This is a genomic window from Anabaena sp. CCY 0017 (genome assembly GCF_963920885.1).
Taxonomy (GTDB): domain Bacteria; phylum Cyanobacteriota; class Cyanobacteriia; order Cyanobacteriales; family Nostocaceae; genus Nodularia.
Genome location: NZ_CAWUDG010000004.1, coordinates 70,153 through 93,040 on the forward strand (window position 1 = coordinate 70,153; position 22,888 = coordinate 93,040).

Annotated in this window: 23 protein-coding genes; 13 read left to right on the top strand and 10 right to left on the bottom strand. The window is 41.1% G+C overall.

Annotation, left to right across the window (positions count from 1 at the left end):
- Positions 1 to 128: 128 nt before the first annotated feature.
- A complete protein-coding gene (locus ACM0OW_RS06660; RefSeq protein WP_414549248.1) occupies positions 129 to 443 on the bottom strand; it encodes a hypothetical protein in 315 nt (104 codons plus the stop codon).
- Positions 444 to 601: 158 nt separating this feature from the next.
- Here ACM0OW_RS06660 and ACM0OW_RS06665 point away from each other — a divergent pair, with 158 nt between their 5' ends.
- Together ACM0OW_RS06665 and ACM0OW_RS06670 are read left to right on the top strand one after the other, a co-directional pair.
- On the top strand, positions 602 to 1,636 hold the full coding sequence (locus ACM0OW_RS06665; protein ID WP_414549249.1) for a DUF1963 domain-containing protein: 1,035 nt from the start codon (positions 602 to 604) through the stop codon (positions 1,634 to 1,636).
- A 163-nt stretch (positions 1,637 to 1,799) separates the two neighbouring features.
- Positions 1,800 to 2,906: a metallophosphoesterase family protein gene (locus tag ACM0OW_RS06670; protein WP_414549250.1), complete on the top strand. Its 1,107-nt coding sequence runs from the start codon at positions 1,800 to 1,802 to the stop codon at positions 2,904 to 2,906.
- A 157-nt stretch (positions 2,907 to 3,063) separates the two neighbouring features.
- Here ACM0OW_RS06670 and ACM0OW_RS06675 read toward each other — a convergent pair whose 3' ends face one another.
- Positions 3,064 to 4,305: an FIST N-terminal domain-containing protein gene (locus ACM0OW_RS06675; protein ID WP_414549251.1), complete on the bottom strand. Its 1,242-nt coding sequence runs from the start codon at positions 4,303 to 4,305 to the stop codon at positions 3,064 to 3,066.
- 273 nt (positions 4,306 to 4,578) lie between these two features.
- On the opposite strand from ACM0OW_RS06675, the gene ACM0OW_RS06680 reads away from it, so the two are divergent.
- The 7 genes from ACM0OW_RS06680 to ACM0OW_RS06710 all read left to right on the top strand — a co-directional run bounded on the left by ACM0OW_RS06680 (position 4,579) and on the right by ACM0OW_RS06710 (position 10,088).
- On the top strand, positions 4,579 to 4,812 hold the full coding sequence (locus tag ACM0OW_RS06680) for a Calvin cycle protein CP12 (RefSeq protein WP_414549252.1): 234 nt from the start codon (positions 4,579 to 4,581) through the stop codon (positions 4,810 to 4,812).
- 380 nt (positions 4,813 to 5,192) lie between these two features.
- Positions 5,193 to 5,786 (top strand): DUF3177 family protein, encoded by a 594-nt coding sequence (locus ACM0OW_RS06685; RefSeq protein WP_414549253.1) that lies wholly within the window; start codon positions 5,193 to 5,195, stop codon positions 5,784 to 5,786.
- 39 nt (positions 5,787 to 5,825) lie between these two features.
- Positions 5,826 to 6,128, top strand: coding sequence for a hypothetical protein (locus ACM0OW_RS06690; protein ID WP_414549254.1), 303 nt, complete (start codon positions 5,826 to 5,828; stop codon positions 6,126 to 6,128).
- A 23-nt stretch (positions 6,129 to 6,151) separates the two neighbouring features.
- On the top strand, positions 6,152 to 7,267 hold the full coding sequence (cbiD, locus tag ACM0OW_RS06695) for a cobalt-precorrin-5B (C(1))-methyltransferase CbiD (RefSeq protein WP_414549255.1): 1,116 nt from the start codon (positions 6,152 to 6,154) through the stop codon (positions 7,265 to 7,267).
- Between the two features lie 232 nt (positions 7,268 to 7,499).
- On the top strand, positions 7,500 to 9,119 hold the full coding sequence (guaA, locus tag ACM0OW_RS06700) for a glutamine-hydrolyzing GMP synthase (protein ID WP_414549256.1): 1,620 nt from the start codon (positions 7,500 to 7,502) through the stop codon (positions 9,117 to 9,119).
- 386 nt (positions 9,120 to 9,505) lie between these two features.
- Complete coding sequence (locus tag ACM0OW_RS06705) at positions 9,506 to 9,760, top strand: toxin HicA (protein ID WP_414549257.1); 255 nt, start codon at positions 9,506 to 9,508, stop codon at positions 9,758 to 9,760.
- On the top strand, positions 9,753 to 10,088 hold the full coding sequence (locus ACM0OW_RS06710; protein ID WP_414549258.1) for a type II toxin-antitoxin system HicB family antitoxin: 336 nt from the start codon (positions 9,753 to 9,755) through the stop codon (positions 10,086 to 10,088). Before ACM0OW_RS06705 ends, ACM0OW_RS06710 begins: the two co-directional genes overlap by 8 nt.
- A gap of 210 nt (positions 10,089 to 10,298) precedes the next feature.
- Here the strand turns inward: ACM0OW_RS06710 and ACM0OW_RS06715 are convergent, their stop codons facing one another.
- The 5 genes from ACM0OW_RS06715 to ACM0OW_RS06735 form a co-directional block, all read right to left on the bottom strand.
- The gene (locus tag ACM0OW_RS06715; RefSeq protein ID WP_414549259.1) at positions 10,299 to 10,760 is read right to left on the bottom strand and encodes a DUF29 domain-containing protein; all 462 of its coding nucleotides are present in this window, start codon (positions 10,758 to 10,760) and stop codon (positions 10,299 to 10,301) included.
- Between the two features lie 140 nt (positions 10,761 to 10,900).
- Positions 10,901 to 11,689, bottom strand: coding sequence for an ABC transporter permease (locus ACM0OW_RS06720; RefSeq protein ID WP_414549260.1), 789 nt, complete (start codon positions 11,687 to 11,689; stop codon positions 10,901 to 10,903).
- A gap of 119 nt (positions 11,690 to 11,808) precedes the next feature.
- A complete protein-coding gene (locus tag ACM0OW_RS06725) occupies positions 11,809 to 12,789 on the bottom strand; it encodes an ABC transporter ATP-binding protein (RefSeq protein WP_414549261.1) in 981 nt (326 codons plus the stop codon).
- Positions 12,790 to 12,876: 87 nt separating this feature from the next.
- Complete coding sequence (locus ACM0OW_RS06730; RefSeq protein WP_414549262.1) at positions 12,877 to 14,523, bottom strand: ABC1 kinase family protein; 1,647 nt, start codon at positions 14,521 to 14,523, stop codon at positions 12,877 to 12,879.
- 181 nt (positions 14,524 to 14,704) lie between these two features.
- Positions 14,705 to 15,769 (bottom strand): mannose-1-phosphate guanylyltransferase, encoded by a 1,065-nt coding sequence (locus tag ACM0OW_RS06735; RefSeq protein ID WP_414549263.1) that lies wholly within the window; start codon positions 15,767 to 15,769, stop codon positions 14,705 to 14,707.
- A 116-nt stretch (positions 15,770 to 15,885) separates the two neighbouring features.
- On the opposite strand from ACM0OW_RS06735, the gene ACM0OW_RS06740 reads away from it, so the two are divergent.
- The 4 genes from ACM0OW_RS06740 (at position 15,886) to ACM0OW_RS06755 (ending at position 20,328) form a co-directional block, all read left to right on the top strand.
- Positions 15,886 to 17,394, top strand: coding sequence for an LCP family protein (locus ACM0OW_RS06740; protein WP_414549264.1), 1,509 nt, complete (start codon positions 15,886 to 15,888; stop codon positions 17,392 to 17,394).
- Between the two features lie 166 nt (positions 17,395 to 17,560).
- On the top strand, positions 17,561 to 18,067 hold the full coding sequence (locus ACM0OW_RS06745) for a pentapeptide repeat-containing protein (RefSeq protein WP_414549265.1): 507 nt from the start codon (positions 17,561 to 17,563) through the stop codon (positions 18,065 to 18,067).
- Positions 18,068 to 18,135: 68 nt separating this feature from the next.
- Positions 18,136 to 19,740, top strand: coding sequence for a murein biosynthesis integral membrane protein MurJ (gene murJ / locus ACM0OW_RS06750; RefSeq protein WP_414549266.1), 1,605 nt, complete (start codon positions 18,136 to 18,138; stop codon positions 19,738 to 19,740).
- A gap of 246 nt (positions 19,741 to 19,986) precedes the next feature.
- A complete protein-coding gene (locus ACM0OW_RS06755; protein ID WP_414549267.1) occupies positions 19,987 to 20,328 on the top strand; it encodes a hypothetical protein in 342 nt (113 codons plus the stop codon).
- A gap of 34 nt (positions 20,329 to 20,362) precedes the next feature.
- On the opposite strand, the gene ACM0OW_RS06760 is transcribed toward ACM0OW_RS06755, so the two are convergent.
- From ACM0OW_RS06760 to ACM0OW_RS06770, 3 genes are read right to left on the bottom strand one after another with little or no spacing between them, the layout of a single operon-like run.
- On the bottom strand, positions 20,363 to 21,835 hold the full coding sequence (locus tag ACM0OW_RS06760) for an ABC transporter ATP-binding protein/permease (protein ID WP_414549268.1): 1,473 nt from the start codon (positions 21,833 to 21,835) through the stop codon (positions 20,363 to 20,365).
- Positions 21,836 to 21,855: 20 nt separating this feature from the next.
- Complete coding sequence (locus ACM0OW_RS06765) at positions 21,856 to 22,293, bottom strand: hypothetical protein (protein ID WP_414549269.1); 438 nt, start codon at positions 22,291 to 22,293, stop codon at positions 21,856 to 21,858.
- Positions 22,294 to 22,340: 47 nt separating this feature from the next.
- Positions 22,341 to 22,820, bottom strand: a complete 480-nt coding sequence (locus tag ACM0OW_RS06770; RefSeq protein ID WP_414549270.1) for a hypothetical protein — start codon at positions 22,818 to 22,820, stop codon at positions 22,341 to 22,343.
- Positions 22,821 to 22,888 lie beyond the last annotated feature (68 nt).

A 22,888-nucleotide genomic window follows, 5' to 3' on the forward strand; every position in this document is an offset into this window, starting at 1 on the left:
TTCTCCCTTTGTGAATAAAACGAATGCTGATAAACGCAATCTAATGATATTACTTTCTCGTAAGACAAACATTGGCTCAGATCCCCGACTTCTTGAAGAAGTCGGGGATCTATCTTTGGGTTCCTAATTTATTTAGGACTATCTGATGGCTTGTTTTCTTGAAATTTTGCGGCTGCTTCTTCAAATGCACGACTTAATTCATCCCAAGCACGTTGGAATCCCACTTGCAAAGTTGCCCAGGCCTCATCTCCCGAAGCTTTGAGACTCTGAAGCTGCTGATTCACTTCATCTTGCTTACTCTTGAGGATAACAATTTTTTGGTTAATATCAGCTTCCACTTCACCCCGTGCTTGATCTGCTTTGGCTTGAAGTTGATCAATTTTTGCACCCAGTTCACTGAATCGAGCTTCCATGCTTTCTTGATACGCTTTTTTATCTTCCATTTTGCTGTTTCCTGTATTTTCTGGGTTTTAACTCCCCGTTTCGTTTACTAGCATAGATTATTGTTGATATCTTTGCTTTATTGGTGAGCATTGTTTAAATTTAAAGTATCAAGGTTGCTATAAAACCGAAATAACACTGAAAAATTAAGCGAGAACAAATGGAAGTTATTTATCTCGAATTATCAGATGGTCAATCTCACAAGTTTTATGAGATGAGAGTTAATAACACCGAAGTCACCATTCGTTATGGTCGAATTGGGACTCAAGGACAAACTTCTCATACGACCTACGACACACCAGAAAAAGCCCAAGCCGAGGCTAATAAAAAAATCAATGAAAAGTTCAAAAAAGGTTATGTGCAAACAACTTTGATAGAAATTCCGCAATTTCTGCGTGATTTACCTCGTAAGTTTAGCCCATTAAAAAAGTTACTTGAGGAAAACTTAAAACCTTATATCAAAATAACCCCAGGCGAAAAAGTTGGGGAGATGAATACTCTTTCATATCCCGACGCTACCGGAGATCCTTTAACTCTTTGGCAAAGCAAAATCGGTGGTAATCCTTATTTTCCTAAAGGTATTGAATATCCCATTGATCGCATTACAGGTCAAGCTATGCCGCTTCTGATTCAAATTAACTGTGCTGATGTGCCACAAATTGACGGATTTGATTTTCCGCAACAGGGGATTTTGCAGTTCTATTTGGGATTTGAACCTGCTGATGCTCAATGCACTCCTGAGAAATATCAGGTGCTTTATTTTCCAGAAATTTCTGAAGATGAAAATGACTTAATGACTGATTTTAGCTTCATAGAAAATCTCGGCACAATTCGAGAGTTTTATGGCGATGTTTACCCTTTAAGTTTTTCAGTCAGACACGATTTATTTTGGGAGTCTCGCTATGGATACGAGCTTGAAATTCCTGAAGAACTTACAGAACTCAGTGAAGAATTTAATCAATGGATCTCAGATTATGACTATGAACATGATACGCATATCAGAGGAGACAAGCTAGGGGAATATGTAGATTTCCATTCTGATGTGAATGAGATTGCAGAATACGCCAAAGGAAAGTTGCTATTGGAATTTTCTCATCCTTTTAATAGTGATGATTCTTTCTACTTTTTTATCGAAGATGCTCGGTTAAGTAACCGTGATTTTAGTGAGGTCGAATTTTACTTTGTATGTGATTAAGGTGACGGTTTGTAGAAATAACCCGACAAAGTAAATTTATAAATTTTGTAATAATTAGAGAAAAATCGGACTTAAAAGTGTTATTACACAAGATTTACAAGCAAGCGTTATACTTTGTAAAAAAGGGTATTTTAGCAACTTTTTAGTATTATCATAGAAATCAATGACTCCAAACTTTCGCTTTGCCGTAGTCAGCGACCTACATATTGCTCTTCCTCATACTATCTGGGATCATCCTAGCCGATTTCATCTGGTGGAGGTGAGTATCCCAGCTTTTGAAAGTGCAATAGAACATTTAACACAACTTAATTTAGATTTCCTTTTGCTTCCAGGAGACCTAACTCAGCACAGCGAACCCGAAAATCATATCTGGTTACAAGAAAGATTAGCCAAGTTACCTTTTCCTACCTATGTTGTTCCTGGTAATCATGATGTTCCGGTGGTCATGGCAAATGAGCAATCAATAGGTTTTGCAGATTTTCCCCATTATTATCGCAAGTTTGGTTACGAAAACCCTCAGCAACTTTACTATACACATCAATTGCTGCCTGGTGTTCGGCTAATTGGTTTGAATTCTAACTTTTTTAATGAGCAGGGTGAGCAAATAGGGCGTTTGGATACTGAACAACTCAGATGGTTAGAAGAGGTATTAGCAGCAGCAGAGGATGAATTAGTCCTGGTGATGATACATCACAATGTTGTTGAGCATTTGCCCGAACAATCGCGCCATCCCCTAGGTAAGCGCTATATGTTAGAAAATTCTCGGCAACTTTTGCAAATCCTCCAGCATTATGGAGTCAAGCTGGTATTTACAGGACATTTACACATTCAGGATGTGGCTTACTCGCAAGGCGTTTATGACATCACCACTGGTTCGTTAGTTAGTTATCCTCACCCGTATCGTGTGTTTGAGTTTCAACAGGATGATTACGGTAGAGAGTGGTTACAAATGAGATCACATCGCGTTGAAAAAGTAGCTGATTTCCCCAAACTGCAACATTTCTCACGTCAGTGGATGGGCGATCGCTCTTTTGCCTTCATGGTCAAATTATTAACACAGTACCCCTTAAACCTATCATTGGCGGAAGCAGAAGCATTAGCTCCTAGTCTGCGGGACTTTTGGGCAAGCATTGCCGATGGGGATGCTTTATTAGACTATCCCCAAATTCCCTCAGCCGTGCGTCGCCATTTTCAGACCTATGGTGCGATCGCCAGTGGTATTCCCACCCTCATTGATAACAACAGCACTCTCCTGTTAACTAGGGCGTAGGGGGAAGAGGCAGGGGAGCAGGGGGCAGGGGGCAAGGGGGCAGAGTGCAGGCTTGCCCTGAGCGCAGTCGTTTGCGTAGCATCCCGAAGGGTAGGGGAGCAGGGGGGAAGAAACTTACTCATAACTTTCTTTACTCAGCACTCAGCACTTTCCCCACTCAGAAATCAGCACTCAGTTGCCGACAAATGCCAAAAACCGAGGTGTAGCCATGTACAAAGGTGCTACCACCCACAGGGCCGATTTCGCCATTGCAGAAAAAACCACCTATGGGGATATCGTGAATGTAACGCCGAAATAACTCCGAATCAAAATTGGGCTTGCCGTAAAGACCTTGACCACGACCCACACAGGAAAACATGAAAGCCGCAGTTGCAGAGGGTTGGTAAGCTTGTTGATGTTGATAACGTTCTAGAAGTAATTCCAAGTCTTCTGCTGAGGCTTGGGCATCCCGTAGTTGGAATTGTAGGCGTTGTCCAGGACGGGCAATATCTCCAATGGCGATCGCTCCCACAGATGGATCTACCCCCAAGATGCTGCGAATCAAAAAATCTCCCTGCTGTAAAGAAAGCTTAAACTGATCCATCACTATCCCCACAAACAGAGAATGTTGTGCCAGCATCCGCTCTTGTTCACTCAGGCTACCAATCAAATCTCGCAACACCACTAGAGGCACTTTTTCATCAAGTTCCAAAATGATATTACGTTCAGCTTTTGTGACTTGCATCGGCTGTCCGATGGGTCTACACCCTTGCGCCACAATAGTTTCTAAAACAATATTGCCGCTTAATGCCAAACCCACCGTTCCCTCACGATACAGGTGCTGGTGTAGTTCGCCGGAAGCATTATGACAAAACAGAGATATCTGACTACTTGCACCCCCAGAACTAGCCTGTCCCCCAATGATTACCGAACCAGGGTAGGCAAAATCTAGCCCCTGTAATAAATCATTGATTCTGGAAGAAAAGGCACTAGACAGCAAAATGAACTGGGGCGCAGGAGATGGTTCCACACCAATCACATCTATCCAAGCATCTGGTGAACTATCCAAGTCTGGTAATTCTTCTGCTAGGACATGAAAAACTTGCATATTCACACCTGGCAAATGACCCAAAGTGAGGCTGATAGCAGGTTCTGCCTCTAATTCTTGCGGTTCTCCTGTAGCTGTAGTACCAATTACGCCAAGACCACTACAGCCGATCAATACAGGTACTGAAAGTTTTTCAGCCAACAAGGGTAAAAGCCGGGAGTACTCACTCGCAAAAGCAGACGAAATGAATACCAGCCCTAAATCAGCAGGTACTGTTAACGACGAGACAGCCTGTTGTACTACATCTGTAACAGCTGCTTCTAAAGAAGGACGGGTTGATAGGGCATTTGCCCACTGCATTTGGTCTGCCATGAATTTTGGGCTAATTTTTTTTTGTTAGTCTAGTAGTATTTTACTTTTGCCCCAACTACATATACTAAAATATATTGTATGATTATACTTTCATAGTACGGATACTACAAATAATGCTTCAAAGATTCCGAACGGTTGTCTTGAGCATGGATCAATAAGCTAAAATACTTAACGTAACGGCTAAGTAGTTAGAATGGTTAACTATAGAAGAAAAAGATGCCATTCTTGAAGTTTTTCTATACTGGTACGAAAATTACACAAAGAGACTAAACTATGAGCGACATCCAAGAAAAAATCCAAGAAACAATCGAAACAGAAGTAGAACAAGCCCGGACTGTTTGTGACACTTCAGGTAGCACCTCGGCAGAGTGTGCAGCCGCTTGGGATGCAGTGGAAGAACTGCAAGCTGAAGCTGCCCACCAACGCAGCAAGAAGCCAAAAAATTCACTAGAACAATACTGTGATGATAACCCAGAAGCTGCTGAGTGCCGGGTTTACGAAGACTAGAAAGTGAGTCGGTAAATTTGTTTTTACCGCACGAGCAAGCAACGAGAATCTACTTACTGATGTCTTGCACCTTGGCGTTAACCCGATATCAAATCTAAATCCATCCCTATAAAAAATTATAGGTTTGGGTGAGTCTAGGAGGTTTCTATTGAGGATCTATGATCCTGAACACGAACTCCTAGCAATTAGAAAATTGGGTTTTTTTGGACTTATTGGTTCATTTCTTCGGGGCGAGTTCCGTAACTCTCCCGATGGCGCTGTAGGATTATGTCAGATATTTAAGTTGAACTTCTGTCAGTTGCTTGTTTTTTTTAACTATAATCTTAGCAAATAGCAGAATAATTGATTTAAATTTATTATTGATAATCTAAAAAAAAGTTATGAATGAAGTTTGGTTTCGCCAGTTTGTCTGGATTGACTATCGACTGGCATTGTTATTTTTAGTATTTATTCCTCTAATTCTGATAATTTGGGCATTTGTCCAAAAAGCCGAAGGAATGCAACGCCTGTTAACCATTTACTGGCGAGTCTCCAGTTTGCTAGCCATCACGATTTATTTAATGATTGCTCAGTATCCAGTTAGCTTTATCTCCGGTTGGATGGCGCGAATTTTGATTCCCATTTCGCTGTGGTTTTGGGTTGACCTCAATGATGAAATTGATTATCAGGCAAATACCCCTTTGAAGCTGATTTTTACATCTTGGCGATGGGGTGTCAGTGTTTATTCTATTTTAGGTGCGATCGCTCTTATTCCATTTGTGGGGTGTGCTGTCTCCACCACTGCGATCAAAAGTTCCTATTGTCAAGTTTGGCTGGAAGCGCCCTTACTCTTCAAACAATATTTCCATGCTAATAGCACACCTGCTTTTTTAGGCTTTCTGGGCATCGTGGGTTTAGTAGTTTATGTAGTTTCCTTGATCTACTTTGTCCTTGTTAAGCTCGGTAAACAGGGACGTTCAGCTACACAACACTAGTGCTGGGTGCTGAGTGGGGAAAGTTTGAGTGAAGAAAGTATGGATAATTCTATAGGTAAGCGGCTGGAAGAATATACCAATAAACGCCCCCAAGAAGTCTTATTGGTAACAGTGGAAATTGACGGTGAGCAAGATAAAATTGCCATTTTTAAAGGTTTTTCTAGTTCTTTGATGCGTTCAACTGCATTCGATCCCGATGTGCCAGTTATCCCAGATGAAGCCATAATTCTCAGTGTTGATCGCATCCAAAGCCCTTACAATCCTGAAACACCCCGTTATATCCAACAAGGAATTTCTGGGGAAGCTATGGAAGATTTACTCTCAGAAGTCATTGGTCATTAGTTATTAGTCATTAGTCCCCACAAATGTCTCGTTCTGGATACACTCTCCCGGTTTTTGCCTGTGCTTCGGCTATTGCGGCGTTACACTGGTTACGCCATTGTCAACCTCTCACCTCGGTGTCGGTGGATTTGATTTCACCAGCGCAATTGGCAGAAATATCCATTGAACAGGTAGCAGGACTATCTGAAAATATGGCTTTGGCTATTACTCGCAGTGAACCGGGTGATAATCTCGATTTAACTAGAAATACACCTATTTGGGCGTTGGTGGAATGGAGAACCGGAGATGGCGAAAAGGTAATTATTCAAGGTGGTGAAGGCGTTGGGATACAGCTAAATGCTGATCATCAGCCGGCGATTTATGCTTATGCTCAAAGGCTGCTACAAGAAAACCTCAGCCGGATGTTAGCACCTGAAGAGAAAATCACGGTGAGTATTATTCTACCTGAAGGGCGATCGCTTGCTGTTCGTACTTCTAATTCTGCCTTTGGTGTAGTAGAAGGACTTTCGCTGTTGGGGACAACTGGGATTTCTCAACCTTTAAGTACACCAGATCAATTAGCTTCTTTTCGCACTGAATTACAAGACAAAGCCAGCCGATTTCAAACTTTGGTTTTTTGTATTGGCGAAAATGGTTTAGATTTGGCGCGTAAACTCGGTATTAATCCCGAAAAACTGGTAAAAACTGCTAACTGGCTGGGACCCCTGTTAGTAGAGGCTGATGTTTTGGGTGTTAAAGAAATCTTATTATTTGGCTATCACGGGAAGCTGATGAAATTAGCCGGGGGAATTTTTCACACCCATCATCACTTGGCTGATGGTCGTCGGGAAATTTTAGCCGCCCATTGCGCTCTAGTCGGTTTAAAATCAGAAGACATACACACTATATTTCATAGTCTTACAGCTGAAGCGGCATTAAAATACTTAAAATCCTTAGATGCTGACACAGGTAGCGATTGGGTGAATCAAATTTATAGTGCGATCGCTCAAGCTATTGATACGCGTTCTCTAGAATACATTCAAAGCCATAGCAGTAGAGGTAAAGATACCACAGTTTGCGGCTCGATGCTCTTTGATCGCGATCGCCAAATTATCATCAAGAGCAAAATCGGTTGTATCTTAATGGAAAAATTGTGTTAATTTATTATGAATAATCATAAATAATCCAAATACATATTTTTTTCCGTAGTCCTTCTCAGTTAAATCATTCTTTTTAACACCATGCCATAAGCATAGGCTAGCAAGCGCGTTCAACCTCGCGTTTGTGGGCTATCCACTCAACCAACCATTTACCAGCTAAACCAGGCCATAAGTGGGATCTAGTTTAGACCAAAGAACGAACATCTACCTTACATCTACAACTCCCCCCATCATGAATACAGCGGTGACTCTACAAACCGAACAAGCGCCTCAAATGGAAAATTTGGGGCGGCTAGATCGTCAAATCATTGTAATTCTAGACTTCGGCTCGCAATATTCCGAACTAATTGCCCGTCGGATCAGAGAAACTCAAGTATACTCTGAAGTTCTCTCTTATCGCACTACACCGGAACATTTACGAAAACTAAATCCCAAGGGCATTATTCTCTCCGGTGGCCCCAGTTCAGTTTATGATGATCACGCTCCCCATTGTGATCCAGAAATCTGGAATTTAGGCATTCCCATCCTGGGTGTGTGCTATGGAATGCAGTTGATGGTGAAGCAACTTGATGGGGAAGTAGCAAAAGCTGATCGCGGCGAGTATGGCAAAGCATCATTATATATAGATGACCCCACCGACTTATTAACTAACGTCGAAGAAGGGACTACCATGTGGATGAGTCACGGAGATTCAGTCACCAAAATGCCAACAGGGTTTGAATTGTTAGCCCATACAGATAATACACCCTGTGCAGCGATCGCTGACCACGAAAAGAAACTATATGGTGTCCAGTTCCATCCCGAAGTAGTACATTCTCTCGGTGGTTTACCATTAATTCGCAACTTTGTTTATCATATCTGCGATTGTGAACCCACCTGGACAACAGAGGCGTTTGTCGAAGAAGCAATTCGGGAAATTCGCGCCAGAGTTGGTGATAAGCGGGTACTTTTAGCCTTATCTGGGGGAGTTGATTCTTCCACACTGGCGTTTTTGTTGTACAAAGCCATTGGGGAGCAATTAACCTGTGTGTTTATTGACCAAGGCTTTATGCGGAAATTAGAGCCAGAAAGATTATTGAAACTATTTAAAGAACAGTTTCATATTCCTGTAGAATATGTCATGGCGCGCGATCGCTTCTTATCTATGATAGAGGGTATCACAGACCCCGAAGAAAAACGCCGCCGCATCGGACATGAATTTATCCAGGTCTTTGAAGAAACATCCAAACGCCTGGGACACTTTGACTATTTAGCCCAAGGTACTCTGTATCCTGATGTCATCGAGTCTGCTGATACCAACGTTGATCCCCAAACCGGCGAACGGGTAGCAGTAAAAATTAAGAGTCATCATAACGTTGGTGGTTTACCGAAAGACTTGCGGTTTAAACTTGTAGAACCATTGCGGAAACTCTTTAAAGATGAAGTTCGGAAAGTGGGGCGTTCCATTGGTTTACCAGAAGAAATTGTTCAACGCCAACCCTTCCCCGGCCCTGGTTTAGCAATTCGTATTTTAGGCGAAGTCACCCCAGAACGGTTGAACATTTTGCGTGATGCTGATTTAATTGTTCGCCAAGAAATTAACAAACGTGGTTTATATCACGATGTTTGGCAAGCCTTCGCCGTATTATTACCGATTCGCAGTGTCGGCGTAATGGGTGATAAACGTACCTATGCTTACCCCATTGTCCTCCGAGTTGTCACCAGTGAAGATGGTATGACTGCTGACTGGGCGCGCATACCTTACGATATATTAGAAGACATTTCTAACCGCATCGTCAACGAGGTGAAAGGTGTTAACCGTGTGGTTTACGATATTACTTCCAAGCCACCTGGAACCATAGAATGGGAATAATTTTTGGTTAATTTAATCAACCACAGATGGACACAGATAAACACAGATTTATCAGTGTCCATTTTTTGTGTTCTTCTCAAATTTTTTCCCTTCCCTAAAAATCACAGTAGTGGCGTGACAAGCTTAAAATATTACAAAAAATTGTAGGTTGGGTTGACGTAAGGAAACCCAACATCATTCATTATTGGCAGTGTTGGGTTGCGCTGCGCTTAACCCAACCTACTATGCAAAAAAGGCGCACCAGTTATCGACCAAGAAAAAGCATAACCATTGACATAGTATTGTTATTGATACTATTATTGATTTAAAGCTCATACCAAGTTGCTTTTTAATATGTCATTTTGTAGAAACTTTCTACTCCTTTAATAACAACTTGGTATAAACCTATGGCACAAATAGAAAAACTCCTTGCTCAGTTCAAGAACAATCCTAAAAATGTCAACTTTACCGATTTAGTAAAGGTTTGCAATCATTACTTTGGAGAACCCAGACAGCAAGGAACAAGCCATTCTGTCTATAAAACACCCTGGGCTGGAGATCCGCGTGTCAACATTCAAGAAAAGAATGGAAAAGCAAAAGTTTATCAAGTAAAGCAGGTTTTAGAAGCGATTGAAAAAATTGAGGAAATGAAAGATGGTTAACTACGACCACTACACCTATAGAGTTACTTGGTCAAGGGAGGATCAAGAATTTGTAGGACTGTGTGCTGAATTTCCAAGTTTATCTTATCTCCATGAAAATCGTTCTACTGCACTCGAAGGTATTACAAACTTGGTCAAAGATGTAGTAGCTGATATGGAAGCAAATAATGAGAGGATACCAGAACCTATTGCAGAAAAAAACTACAGTGGTAAATTTCAAGTTCGTATTCCTCCAGAACTTCATCGTAGACTAGCCATAGAAGCAGCAGAGGAAAATGTCAGCTTAAATCGCTATGTAAGCCTTAAACTTGCATATTATTATAGTTGAAATCAACAACACCTTTTACTTACAGATGTAGTTAGCGACAGCGTAACCCACCAAAACCCTTATAAAAATTGAATTGATTATTTAACTCACCGTTGCAAAAGTGTAAATGGTGGGTTACGGCGTAATATCCTATTCATTTTTATCATGTAATATCGTGCGCCTAACCCACCCTACTATGCAAAAAAGGCACACCAGAGTAAGAGTAGGGATTTATTCGGGTAAAAAGTCCTTATCCAAAGATTCATCGGTGGTGAAGGGAGATTCTACAGGAAAGGTATCAAGTGATAATCCAGTTTCTATGGCTGCTTGTTGACGTGCATCTTGATAACATTCTGCAAAGGTTTCGGAAAAGTAGTTTTTTAAACTAGGACTATCTTGCAAGTTTTTAGTTAATATCCGCCGATGCTCAAATATAGTTGAAAGCCAATTATTTGTGCGTTTCTCTGGTTGATATTTATATTTCAGCAAGTGCATTAATAAAACAACTAAATTACTTTCTAATGCTCTTTTTTCACTTCTCCCCATACATTCAATTTCTTCAATGAGATTGGCTAAATCAACTTCAGCAAATTTACCTGCTTTTAATTGTTCAGCCGTCGTCTCTAGCCATAGATAAAAATCTTGGTCGTAAAGTTGGGAGTTTGTCGAAACTTTTGGTTGAGGTGCTGTCATTTAATTTTTTCAACCTGCCAAAATTTAACCCATTGATAACAATATTTTAGACCAATTCTAACTTTAAGTGAATTACGAATAAAAAGATCCCCGACTTCTTGAAGAAGTCGGGGATCTAAGCCTTGCGACGTTTGCAATTTTCAAGCACCCATACCTGAATATCGTTTTAATCCCGCACGCCACAGCAGACGATTTGCACCCCAAAATAACAATATCCAACCCACAAGTGATAAAAATCCCCTTGCTACATCCACAGGTAGCCCCACCAAAAGACTAACTGGGAAATTAATTAAATAAGGAAAAGGCGTAAACATGACTATTGTTCGCACAGTTTCAGGAAACACATCTAAAGGCGCAATTAACCCCGACAAAAATAAATAAAATAACAGCCAAAAAGTTTCCAAAGCGCTAGCACGTTCTGTCCAAAAGGCGAACAGACCAAAGGTGTACTGAATTATAAACCGTAAGACAAAAGCTAACGTCACCGCTAAACCAAACAGCAAAAACTGCCCCAAATTCGGCAACCAAACAGCTTGGGGATAGAGGATGAAAAACAAGAAAACTAATAGCAATATAAACGGTATGCGAGCAACTCTTTCAGAAAGATGACCCGCTACGTGATGCCATACTGGGTCTATCGGTTGTAATAACCGGAATGACAGCTTACCCTCCACTACTTCTTTTTCAAAATCCCAAATTACCCAGACAACTGTAAGTTGCCTAACAAAGAAAACCGTAATAAAGTAACGGGCAAAATCTACAGGTGTTAAACCAAACTGTCCACCTTGCGCCGCCTGTATCCATACACCCATCAGGATAATTGGTAAAGCCCCAGCCAAAACCCATAAAATCAATTCTGCCCGATACTCAAGCATATAGGCGTAGTAAACAGAGAGAAATGTCAAGATTTTCTTAATAATTTTTTTCACAGAAATCACGAATTACGTTAGCGAAGCTCCTCTGTTAGCGTAGCTCTCCCAAAGGGAGCAAGAGGCATTACGAATTACGTTAGCGTAGCTCTCCCAAAGGGAGCATTACGAACTACGAATTACACTACACCTGCATGAAAAACCCTGCCAATCACTTCTTCTATTGCTGGCTCGGTCACTGTTAAGTCGATTACTTCTAAATCATTCAAAATCTGAGATACTGTCCGAGTTAGCGCTTCTCGCTGTACCATAAAGCTGACTGCACGCCCCTCTAAAAGTTTGATATCACCATAAAACATAAGTTTTTCTCTGGGTAGCGGTTGGGCTAACTCAATATGAATTTCCCGGTAGGGGGCGAAATTTTTCAGCAGTCCATCTAGACTACCGTCATACATCAGCTTTCCTTGGTGAATCAACAGCACACGCTCACATAAAGCAGTAATATCAGCCATGTAATGACTAGTTAATAATACGGTGGCTTGATAACGCTGATTGTACTCGCGCAAAAAATCACGCACCGCTACCTGTGCATTTACATCTAGTCCTAGTGTCGGTTCATCCAGAAATAATACATGAGGATGATGCAAAAGTGCGGCTAACAGTTCGGCTTTCATCCTTTCACCTAAAGACAATTTCCGCACCGGTTGGGTCAGCTTACCTTCTAAGGTCAGCATCTCTGTTAATTCCCCAACTCGCTTTTGAAATTCTTTATTAGAGATGTTATAAACAGCAGCATTAATTTTCAAAGAATCGAGTGCTGGTAAGTCCCAAAGCAACTGCTGTTTCTGTCCCATTACCAAGGTAATTTTTTGCAGAAATGCCTCTTGGCGCAGAAATGGTTCGTATCCCGCTACTCTGACTTTACCTTCCGAAGGATGAATTAACCCTGTCAGCATTTTCAGGGTAGTGGTTTTACCTGCACCATTTGGCCCCAAAAAACCCACGACTTCACCAGGTGCTATTTCAAAGGAAACATCTTGTACTGCTTTAATAGGGCGGTAGGTGCGCCTAAAAAAGTGGGTAAGTGTGCCTTTTATCCCTGGTTCTTTAACAGCAACTGGGTAAAATTTACTCAGGTTTTCAACGGTGATAATTGACATAATTTTATATTGAAACTACAGATAAATACAGATAGATGCACATCAATTATTTATCTGTATTGATGATTGCTTCGGCAAACACAAGGGTTACTTTAAACGCCCAGAGCGCAAAATACTAAAAACTAGCCACAAACCTAATAAACTGGCAGCAGCAAACAGGACACTACTTAAAAATGAGAGTTGAGTGGTTTGGGCTTTGGTGGAAATAACGGCTGCTCCCATAATTAGAGAACCTACCAAGATGCTAAACGATAATCTGTTAGCGGCATCATCTAAAGTGCGCCGCATACCATCTAAACCACCGAGGGAGAGATTCCACTGTAAGGTTTCGGATGTAACGCGATCTAATAACAGTTCAATTTGCCGGGGAGATTGTAATGATAAACTCTTAATATCTAGGGCAGTTCTTAAAAGCGATCGCACTGGATTATCGCCTAATAATTGCCGCCGAAACAAGTCTGTAATTAATGGCTGAATTTCGTCAAATAAATTCACCTCTGGGTTGAATGCACGGGCTACTCCTTCTAAGTTTGCCAGAGTTTTAGCATATAAACCCATATTGCTGGGTAAGCGGATTTTATTGTTACGAGCTACTTGCAAAATTTCATAAATTACCTGACTGAAATTCATTTCACCCAAGTTGACATTATGATACTTCCGCAACATTCGATCATAGTCATTTTCTAACCGTGACAAAATCACCGCCTGAGAAGAATCTGCTAACTGTAAAGTTAATTGCGCGCATCGCCCCGCATCTAAATCAATGATTGCTAAGAGCATTTCTGTTAATATCTGCTGAGTGCGGGGATCAAGCCTACCCACCATGCCACAGTCTAAAAGTGCGACGCGACCATCTGCGAGATAAAATAAATTTCCCGGATGGGGATCAGCGTGAAAGAAACCATCAATGTATAGTTGCTGGAAAAAAGCTCGAAATAACAAAGTCGTGATTTCTTGGCGTTGTGTATGAGCAGTTTTACCGTTTTCAATGCTGACTAAATTCGCTGACAGCAACGGGACTCCATCCAGCCATTCCATGACTAATAATTTTTCAGTGGTGATGTCCCAAAAAATTTCTGCAACTACCAGTTGTGTGGGATCAAACCAGTGACTACGGGATAAATTACGTCGCAACTCGTCGGTAAAACCAGCTTCTAGGGTAAAATCTAACTCGTCTTCTAAAGCTTTGGTAAATTCTGCCGCCACGGATTTGATTTCGTAGGCTTGCCCAAAATCTGTGCGCGCAACTAAATCAGCAATTCCTTGAATTAAAGCAATATCTTGAGCAACAGTGAGAGCAATTCCCGGACGTTGCACTTTCAAAGCTACTTCTCGACCATCTACCAATGTGGCGCGATGAGTCTGGGCGATTGATCCCGCCGCTACTGGTACAGGATTAACTACACTGAAGGTTTCTTCTAGGGGGCGTTTGAGGTGCTTACGGATGAATACTTCTACCTCTGTCCAGGGAACTGGAGGTACTTCGTCTTGGAGAGTGGAAAGTTCCTCAATGTAGGCGGCGTTGAGTAAGTCGGGACGGGTAGAAAGTAGCTGACCAAGTTTGACATACACTGGCCCTAAATCCACCAGGATATTCTTTAAAACCGCAGGTGTGGGTAGCTGGGGTTCATCAGCTTTACCACCAGTTAGCAGCCTTCGCATATAGTCCCAACCATTGCGAAGGACTACTTCGATAATTTCTCTTTGACGGGGAACAGTTTGGGTGAGGAACATTATGGGGAGATGGGGATATTAGGGGGATGGAAAGATTAGGGAATGGAGAAGAAGTTGATGTATCTTTTAGTCTCTAGCTCCTAGTCCCTAGTCCCTAGTCCTGCAAACAGACATTTCAGTTATAATAGAGGCAACAAATCTTAAACATCTGCTGAGGGTTTTAACTCTTCAAGCTTAACAGTTACAACAGTTCAGTAAATCGGGGATCATTTGCCAGGGTTTTAAGAATCTGCTTAATTTCTTGAGTGCGATTTTTGTTCACAACCAAAGTAACGTTGCGATCGCGCACAATTACTACATCTTCTAACCCAATTGTCACAATTACATCTTCTGAATTAGTAGCATAAACAATCGCCCCCTGCGTATCTAACCCTACATGAGTAGCGAGTTCTACATTGGGATTATCGGCTTTTTTCAGTAAGCGCTCAAGTGCATTCCAATCACCTAAATCATCCCAACCAAATTCAACTGGCAAGACGTATGCTAAATTTGTTTTTTCCATGAGTGCATAGTCTATACTCTGTTTAAGCAACTGAGGATATATATCAGGGCCTTGTTGTTCTAATGGTTCGATAATTTCTGGCGCATGGGTATATAGTTCCTTGAGAACCACCCCAGCCCGAAATACGAACATTCCGCTATTCCAGCTAAAACGTCCCGTGGATAAAAAAGTTTCTGCTGTTTCACGGTTGGGCTTTTCAGTAAAGCGGTTGACGTGATAGGCTGGCAAATCATTAAAGCTACCAATCTTTTCGCCTTGTTCAATGTAGCCGTAACCAGTTGATGGGAAAGTAGGCTTGATCCCCAAAGTGACAATCGCCTCCGTGCTTGCCGCTAACTGGGTAGCAGCATCTAAGGTGCGTTTAAATGCTTCTTGGTCAGCTATCCAATGGTCAGAGGGAAAAAAGCCGATAATAGCATCTTCTCCGTAACGTTTCTTAATTTCCAAACTTGCCCAAGCAACGGCTGCGGCAGTGTCTCGCCCTTCTGACTCAATTAATAAATTTTGATCTGGCAGTTCAGGTAGTTGTTGTTTAACACCTGCGGCTATCTGACTAGAAGTAATCACCCAGAGGTTATTCCAACCACTGGTAACTGTGATTAATCTATCGGCGGTTGCCTGTAAGAGACTTCTAGAGCTACCATCAAGGCTTAAAAATTGTTTAGGTCGGTCTTTCCGACTCAGGGGCCAAAAACGCTCACCTTTGCCACCGGCAAGAATTACAGGAAACAGTGAATTATTCATGTTGTCATACACACCTAGCTCAGAACACTATCAGTGTACAGTGAGCTTTTGCCCTAGCAAGATTTGTAGCTGCGATTAACATACCTTTAGGGAGTGGTTGAGTGGGGAGATAATTTGTGATTAAACAATTTCAATGGTCAGATAATCAGGTGTCGTTTCAGCAAGTCCCAGAGTTAGAACTAGAGGAAAGACCTCAACAAGTACAATGGCCAGAAAAGGAGCTAGGAATTCAAGAGCCATCAGCTTCAAATCTGGAAATAGTAACTCATGAGCCAGGTGATGTTTCCCGTAGTGTTGTAGAGTCTGTGGGTGCAATTCCCAACGAGCTTTACGACAGGTTAGGTTTGACCATGCCTCGATGGCTACTGTGGACATTGACAGTGGCTGTAGGCATAGTTTTATCAGGTCTTTTGGTATCGACGTTAGCACTGTGGACTCCTCTGTGGAGTAATTTAGATCGAACAGACGAAGAATTAGGATTTTCTGGTAAGGATGACCAGAAAGTACCACTACCTGGGGAATTATGGGGCAACATATCCCAGTATAAACTATCACGACCCATGAATATATTAATTATGGGAGTTGATCCCATAAAAGATACTGTTGATGGCTCACCAGAAAGTTTTACTGGAACCAGCGATACCATGTTGCTAGTTAGGCTTAACCCTAGTAATAAGACTATGCGGGTATTGTCAATTCCCAAAGATACGATGATTGCGATCCCTGAAAAAGGATTGACTAAGGTATCTGATGCCAATGCTCAAGGCGGGCCTGTGTTGGCAGCACGGGTAGTCAGCCGCACTTTAAACAATGCCCCTATTCATCGCTATATACGTATTTCTACGAGCGGTTTAAGGCAGTTAGTTGATCAATTGGGTGGGGTTGATGTTTTTGTACCCCCGGTAATGGAATCTCAAAACCCCAGCAGTCAGTTATCCATTAATTTGGTCAGTGGTTGGCAAACTCTTGATGGTGAACAGGCAGAAATGTTTGCCCGATTCCGGGAAGCCGGAGCAGGGGATCTACCTAGAGTGCAACGACAGCAAGCCCTGATGACAGCCTTAATGCAACGTCTCAATAGTCCGACTGTCTTACCCCGATTACCGCAATTAACCCGCCTGATGCGGAAATATTTTGATACAAATCTCAAAATAGAAGAAATGATGGCGTTAGTAAATTATTCTGTGAATCTGGAACGGGATAATTTTCAAATGACTATTTTACCGGGTAATTTCAGCCGATTCAGTCAAGATCCCAATAGTTATTGGCTAAATCTGAATGGACAACAGAATCTATTGAATGATTATGTTGGGGTAGATACACCAGGTCTGAAACCAGATGTGCGTCCAGTTAATAGCCGTGTAATTGCTATTCAAAATGCTTCCAATCAACCTCAGCTAACAGAAAAAGTTATTCGCTATCTCAAACAAAAAGGTTTTACAAATGTTTATGCGGTGACGGATTGGCCTGATACCCAAAGGCAAACTCAGATTATTGTCCAAAAAGGCGATCGCCAAACAGGACTTGAGCTACATGAAGTCATAGGCTTAGGTAAAATTGAGGTGTCGGCAACTGGGGATTTAGGATCTGATCTCACAATTCGCATTGGTAGAGATTGGAAGTAGTGAGTGCTGAGTGGGTAGGGGCGGGTTTAAGCAGTCAATCTGTGGTTCGTCGAAATCCTTAGTAAACCCGCCCGTACAGGAGTTCTGAGTCAGGAAAAATATATAATTTTTCTACTATTCACTCGCCACTCTTGACTCAGTAGTATTCACATAGTTATGTAAAGTTATGAAAAAGTTTTTACTAAGATTATTAAGTTTGATTGTGATTTTGGTTTTGGCTTGGTTATGGGTGATCATTAATCCTCAACCGGCTTTTGCTCAAATCAACACCATCAACTACAGTAATGGCAGTCTCCAAAATCGGGATTTTTCTAACACCGATTTAGCTGGGGGAACTTTTGTGGCGGCAGAAATGCGGGGGGCAAATTTTCAAGGGGCAAATTTAAAAAATGCCATTCTGACTAAGGGTGTTTTACTCAATGCTAATTTGGAAAATGCCAACCTTGAAGGTGCTTTAGTTGACCGTGTGACTATGGATGGGGCAAATTTAAAAAATGCTATTTTCACCGAAGCCACTATGACCCGGAGTCGTTTTTTTGATGCGGATATTACGGGGGCGGATTTTACTGATGCTTTGATAGACCGCTATCAAGTGGCTTTAATGTGCGATCGCGCTAATGGCGTAAATCCAGTTACCGGGGTGGCAACACGGGATAGTTTGGGATGTCCATAGTGGGGAATGGGGAGTGGGAAATAATATAATTACGAATTACGAATTACGAATTACGAATTAAAAACTGAGTGACACAAGAAGATCCCAAACCCGCTCGTTCTTTTGCAGGAATTGCTGGAATTGTAGCGGCGGCGACATTAATTAGTAAAGTATTTGGTTTAGTCCGACAGCAAGCGATCGCAGCTGCTTTTGGTGTGGGTGCTGCCGCTACTGCTTATAGTTACGCTTACATTATTCCGGGTTTTCTCTTAATTCTCCTGGGTGGTGTAAATGGACCATTACACAGTGCGGTGGTCAGTGTTTTAGCCAAGCGCAAAAGAGAAGAAGGCGCACCACTGGTAGAAACAGTCACAACTCTGGTGGGTGGATTACTGTTACTGGTGACGGTGGCTCAGATTTTCTTTGCTGATACAATTATTGATATTGTTGGTTATGGTTTAGAACCTACAACAAGAGCGATCGCCATTCAACAAATCCGCATCATGGCCCCAATGGCTTTATTTGCGGGGTTAATTGGCATTGGTTTCGGCACACTCAACGCCGCCAATCAATATTGGTTACTTTCAATTAGTCCCTTATTATCCAGTATTACTGTCATTGCCGGCATTGCCATCTTAACAGGGCAACTAGGTAAAGATATTATTCAGCCAGAATACGCCCTCATCGGTGGTATGGTCTTAGCTTGGGGAACCTTAGCAGGGGCAATTCTCCAGTGGTTAGTACAGCTAATTGTGCAGTGGCGCTTAGGATTAGGTACATTACGCCTGCGGTTTGATTTTAAATCCCCTGGGGTGCAAGAAGTCATTAGAATCATGACACCGGCGACAATTTCCTCTGGGATGATGCCGATTAATGTCGCCACTGACCTATATTTTGCTAGTCCGATCCCCGGTGCGGCGGCTGGTTTTAACTATGCCAATCTCCTGGTACAGACTCCTTTAGGAATTATTTCTAATATTATTTTGCTACCTCTGTTACCAATGTTTGCAAAACTAGCTGATCCAGAACATTGGCCAGACTTAAAACTACGCATTCGCCAAGGAATTTTACTCACCGCCGTGACTATGCTACCTTTAGGGGCGCTGATGATCGTGTTATCTGTGCCAATTGTGCAGATAGTATATGAACGGGGTGCTTTCAAACAAGAAGCTACACAGTTGGTTTCATCCCTGCTGATTGCTTACGGTATTGGGATGTTTGTTTATTTGGGGCGTGATGTTTTAGTACGGGTGTTTTACGCCTTGGGCGATGGACAGACACCATTTCGCATTAGTATTTTTAACATTTTCCTCAACGCTGGACTAGATGCAATTTTGGTGAAACCCTTTGGCGCTAATGGTATTGTGTTGGCAACAGTAGGCGTAAATTGCAGTTCAATGTTGATGCTGTTATGGTTGCTTGACCGCAAACTCAATGGTTTACCTTGGCGTGAGTGGAGTTTACCAATTTTGGGTTTAACTGGGGGTAGTATTGTGGCTGGGTTAGCCAGTTTTGGAACTTTGGTCGGTTTGCAGCAGTTGTTAGGAACCCAGGGGTTAATTATTCAACTGTTGCAGTTGTGTGTATCAGGCTTAGTGGGGATTTTGGTATTTGCAATTATTGTGTCATTCCTGAAAATACCAGAGGTGAATACCTTTGTGGTGCGGATGCGTCAGCGATTTTTGAAGAGATGAAATTATATCAAGTTCCCATTAATACTTGGTAAATGAGGTACAGACATCAATATGTCCCACATTCGTTATAGATTTTTTGCCCCTTCCCTTCCCTTGTAGGAAAGGAGTTGGGGTTAGGTTCCGTCGAACTTACGTTAAGCTATTGCCAATCAGTAGAACTTAAATATTCTTACTTTGAGTAATATTACTGGTTTACGATACCAGTAGATAGATTATATTTCTTCTTAATGCAAAGAAATTTTAATCATGGATGAAGTTGTTAGAAAATTAGCTGGTATTGGATTACCAGCCATTATACTTCTCATTACAATGGCATCAACAGGTTTAGCAGGTGCTGCTGCAATTACTGCGGCATTAGCTATGTTGGGTCCAGGCGGAATGGTAGGTGGTATTGTACTACTTGGAATAGTAGGGTTAGCATCAGATGCACTTAGCAAATATGGATTAACATCATTACTTAAAGCAATATATTCAGAAAGGAGATCAAGAGGCGAATCATTACAGAACCTATGTAGAGAAATTGATAGCTTACCAATTAGTAAAGAACTCAAGTTAGTCTTAAAAGACGATATTGGCTCCTCTCGTTAATGAAAAATGTTCATCAAGGATTGAGAATAAAATGCTATTGAATCACAGAATCACGTTTATATGCCCATACAGCTATTAATCCAAACACCCCTCCAGCCCATAATAGCCATAGAAAATGTAGCGAGAGATGTTGATCATAATTCAGACCTGCTGCCCATAGGGTTAATTCTCGATAGTGGTAAAACGGTGAAAAAGCAACTACATCCTGTAAAAAATGTGGCTGAGTTAGAGGTAAAGCACCGCAACTTGCCAAGCCGATAGGAATCGATAAGCCAGCAATAGAGTCGTAACTTTTAGGTTGTGTCAAGTAACTTAAAGCTAGTCCAAAAACTGCAAAGGGTATCACGCCTAAAACTAAGCTGAGAAAAACGAGAAATACTTGCCCGATATCAGTTTCTATTCCTAATCGCCAGACTCCTATTATCATAATTAATGCAATAGTTATGGCACATATTAGTAGAGTGGTTACAATTTTTGCAGTGATATAGATAACTGGTGGTAATGGGGTTACACGAAGCAATTTTAACCAACCTTCAGCGCGTTCAACTGACACTCTCTTACCTAATCGATCAATTGCAATAGTCAATAAAATTAATACACTAAATGATAACAGCGCTTGTTTAGCAGCTTCACCATGAAATGGAAACACGGCACTAAAGCACGCAAACAGAATAATACCTAATAAAGACAAAGGTGTACGCCATAATTGAATTATTTCTATCCATATTTGCTGTATAAGTATGAATGCAGCACTTTGTGGATTAATGAAAGTTTCTCTTTGTAGCTTTTCTTGATTTTCGATTTTAACTAATATTTCTTCTTGACTTGTGATATTCTCTGCTTGGCTAATTTGACCTTCTGATGGTGCGTCATTAATTTTATGAAGCGTTACATAACGCGTTGCAAGTTGATTAAGCTCCTTCCAATCTGACTGATTATGTGTAACCATTAAAATGGTAATTCCTTGCTCTCGGCAGAGTCTTATTTGCTGCCAAAAATCTTCATAGCTTTTATAGTCTAAGTCTCTCGTAGGTTCATCAAGTATAAGCAGTTCTGGATTACCTACTAAAGCCAGAGCAAAATATAAACGCTGCGTTTCCCCACCACATAACTTACTCGCCGATGTTTCAGATTGATCTTCAAGACGAACCCTTTTCAAGATAGCTGAAACTGTCTGTGAATTAGGATAGTAGCTTCTTACAAGCTGGACAAGTTCTTTAACTTTCAAATTTGGGGGAACATTTGTTTTTTGTAAAACTACACCTACAGATGTTTTGGCAGATGATTCTTGAGGAGAAAGCCCCATGAGTTTGACTTCTCCTTCACTTGGTTGGATAATTCCTAGAATTAAATTAAGTAAAGTAGTTTTACCTGCACCATTCTCTCCTCGCAATACTACAAATTCCCCTTTCTCCACAAAAAAATTAACCTGATTAAGAATAGGAATTTTACTAAAACCTTTAGAAAAAGTTTTACAAACTTGGCTAACTTCAATTAGTCGATTCATTGTCAATTTCTCTATGATAACTAAGATAGATGAAGCGAAGAATAGATAAAAAACCAGACAGCAGAGGCTATACCAACAGCAGGTAGTAATGAAATTCCTAAGAATGTAGTTAAAACTATAACTGTTGCTGTTCCTCCCGCAAAAGCCCAAAAATCACCGGTTAATGTAGAAGAATGTCTCCCCACATCATTACAAAAGCTTAAAATGCACAAGTCATTCCCCCTAGTAACAAGGAAAAAGGTAGCGACTATTCCAATAATAAAAAGTCCAATTATAATCAGTTTACTTGAATCAACTGATAAAATTGAATTTTGATTTTTAGCTGGTACAGCTTCCAAGGGTATAGCTGGATTATTACTGATTTGATTATCTGAACTCTTTACTTGATTGATAGAAGAATTTGATAATTGTTGTGTACTATCTGCGGAACTATTATTATCTTGAGGGAGAGATTGCATGGCTGATTTTTCCTAAAATAAACCTTTGAATATTTAAAATTGGTGGTTCAATTCGCTCCAATAGACAAAACTGTTCTAATGGCTAACCAAGTAACAAATCCAGATCCAATAATAACGGCTAGTGGAGCGCCTGCAATTAAAGCCATACCTGTTGCCACACCTATAGCAATAGTACCAGCAGTGACATCAGGAGATTTTTCTAAATTTTCCAAGATGGTAGTGGGTGGATTTTTACTAGGATTTTTTGGAAGATTTGAAGTTTCATGTTTATGCTCAATGTTCGGTTGAGTTTGAATAATCTTGTTTTGCTTGATATTGGAAGACTGTATGTGAATAGGTTTTTTTAGGCATTCTGTTGGAAGATCACCAGACCAATGAATCATCGGATTGCAAGAGTGTTGAACCTGCAAAGTAGTAGTTGCAAGTAAAACAGTCCATGTCAATAAGCAAACTAGCAGGATTGCTTTAAAATGCAATCGCAGAATTTTGTCAAGCCAAGATAAAGGAGACTTGGTTGAGAATTGCATAGCTAAAAATGTGTGCAGAAATTTACAACAGTTAAAAGAGACAGTTTTAACCAGAAAACAGCTTGCTT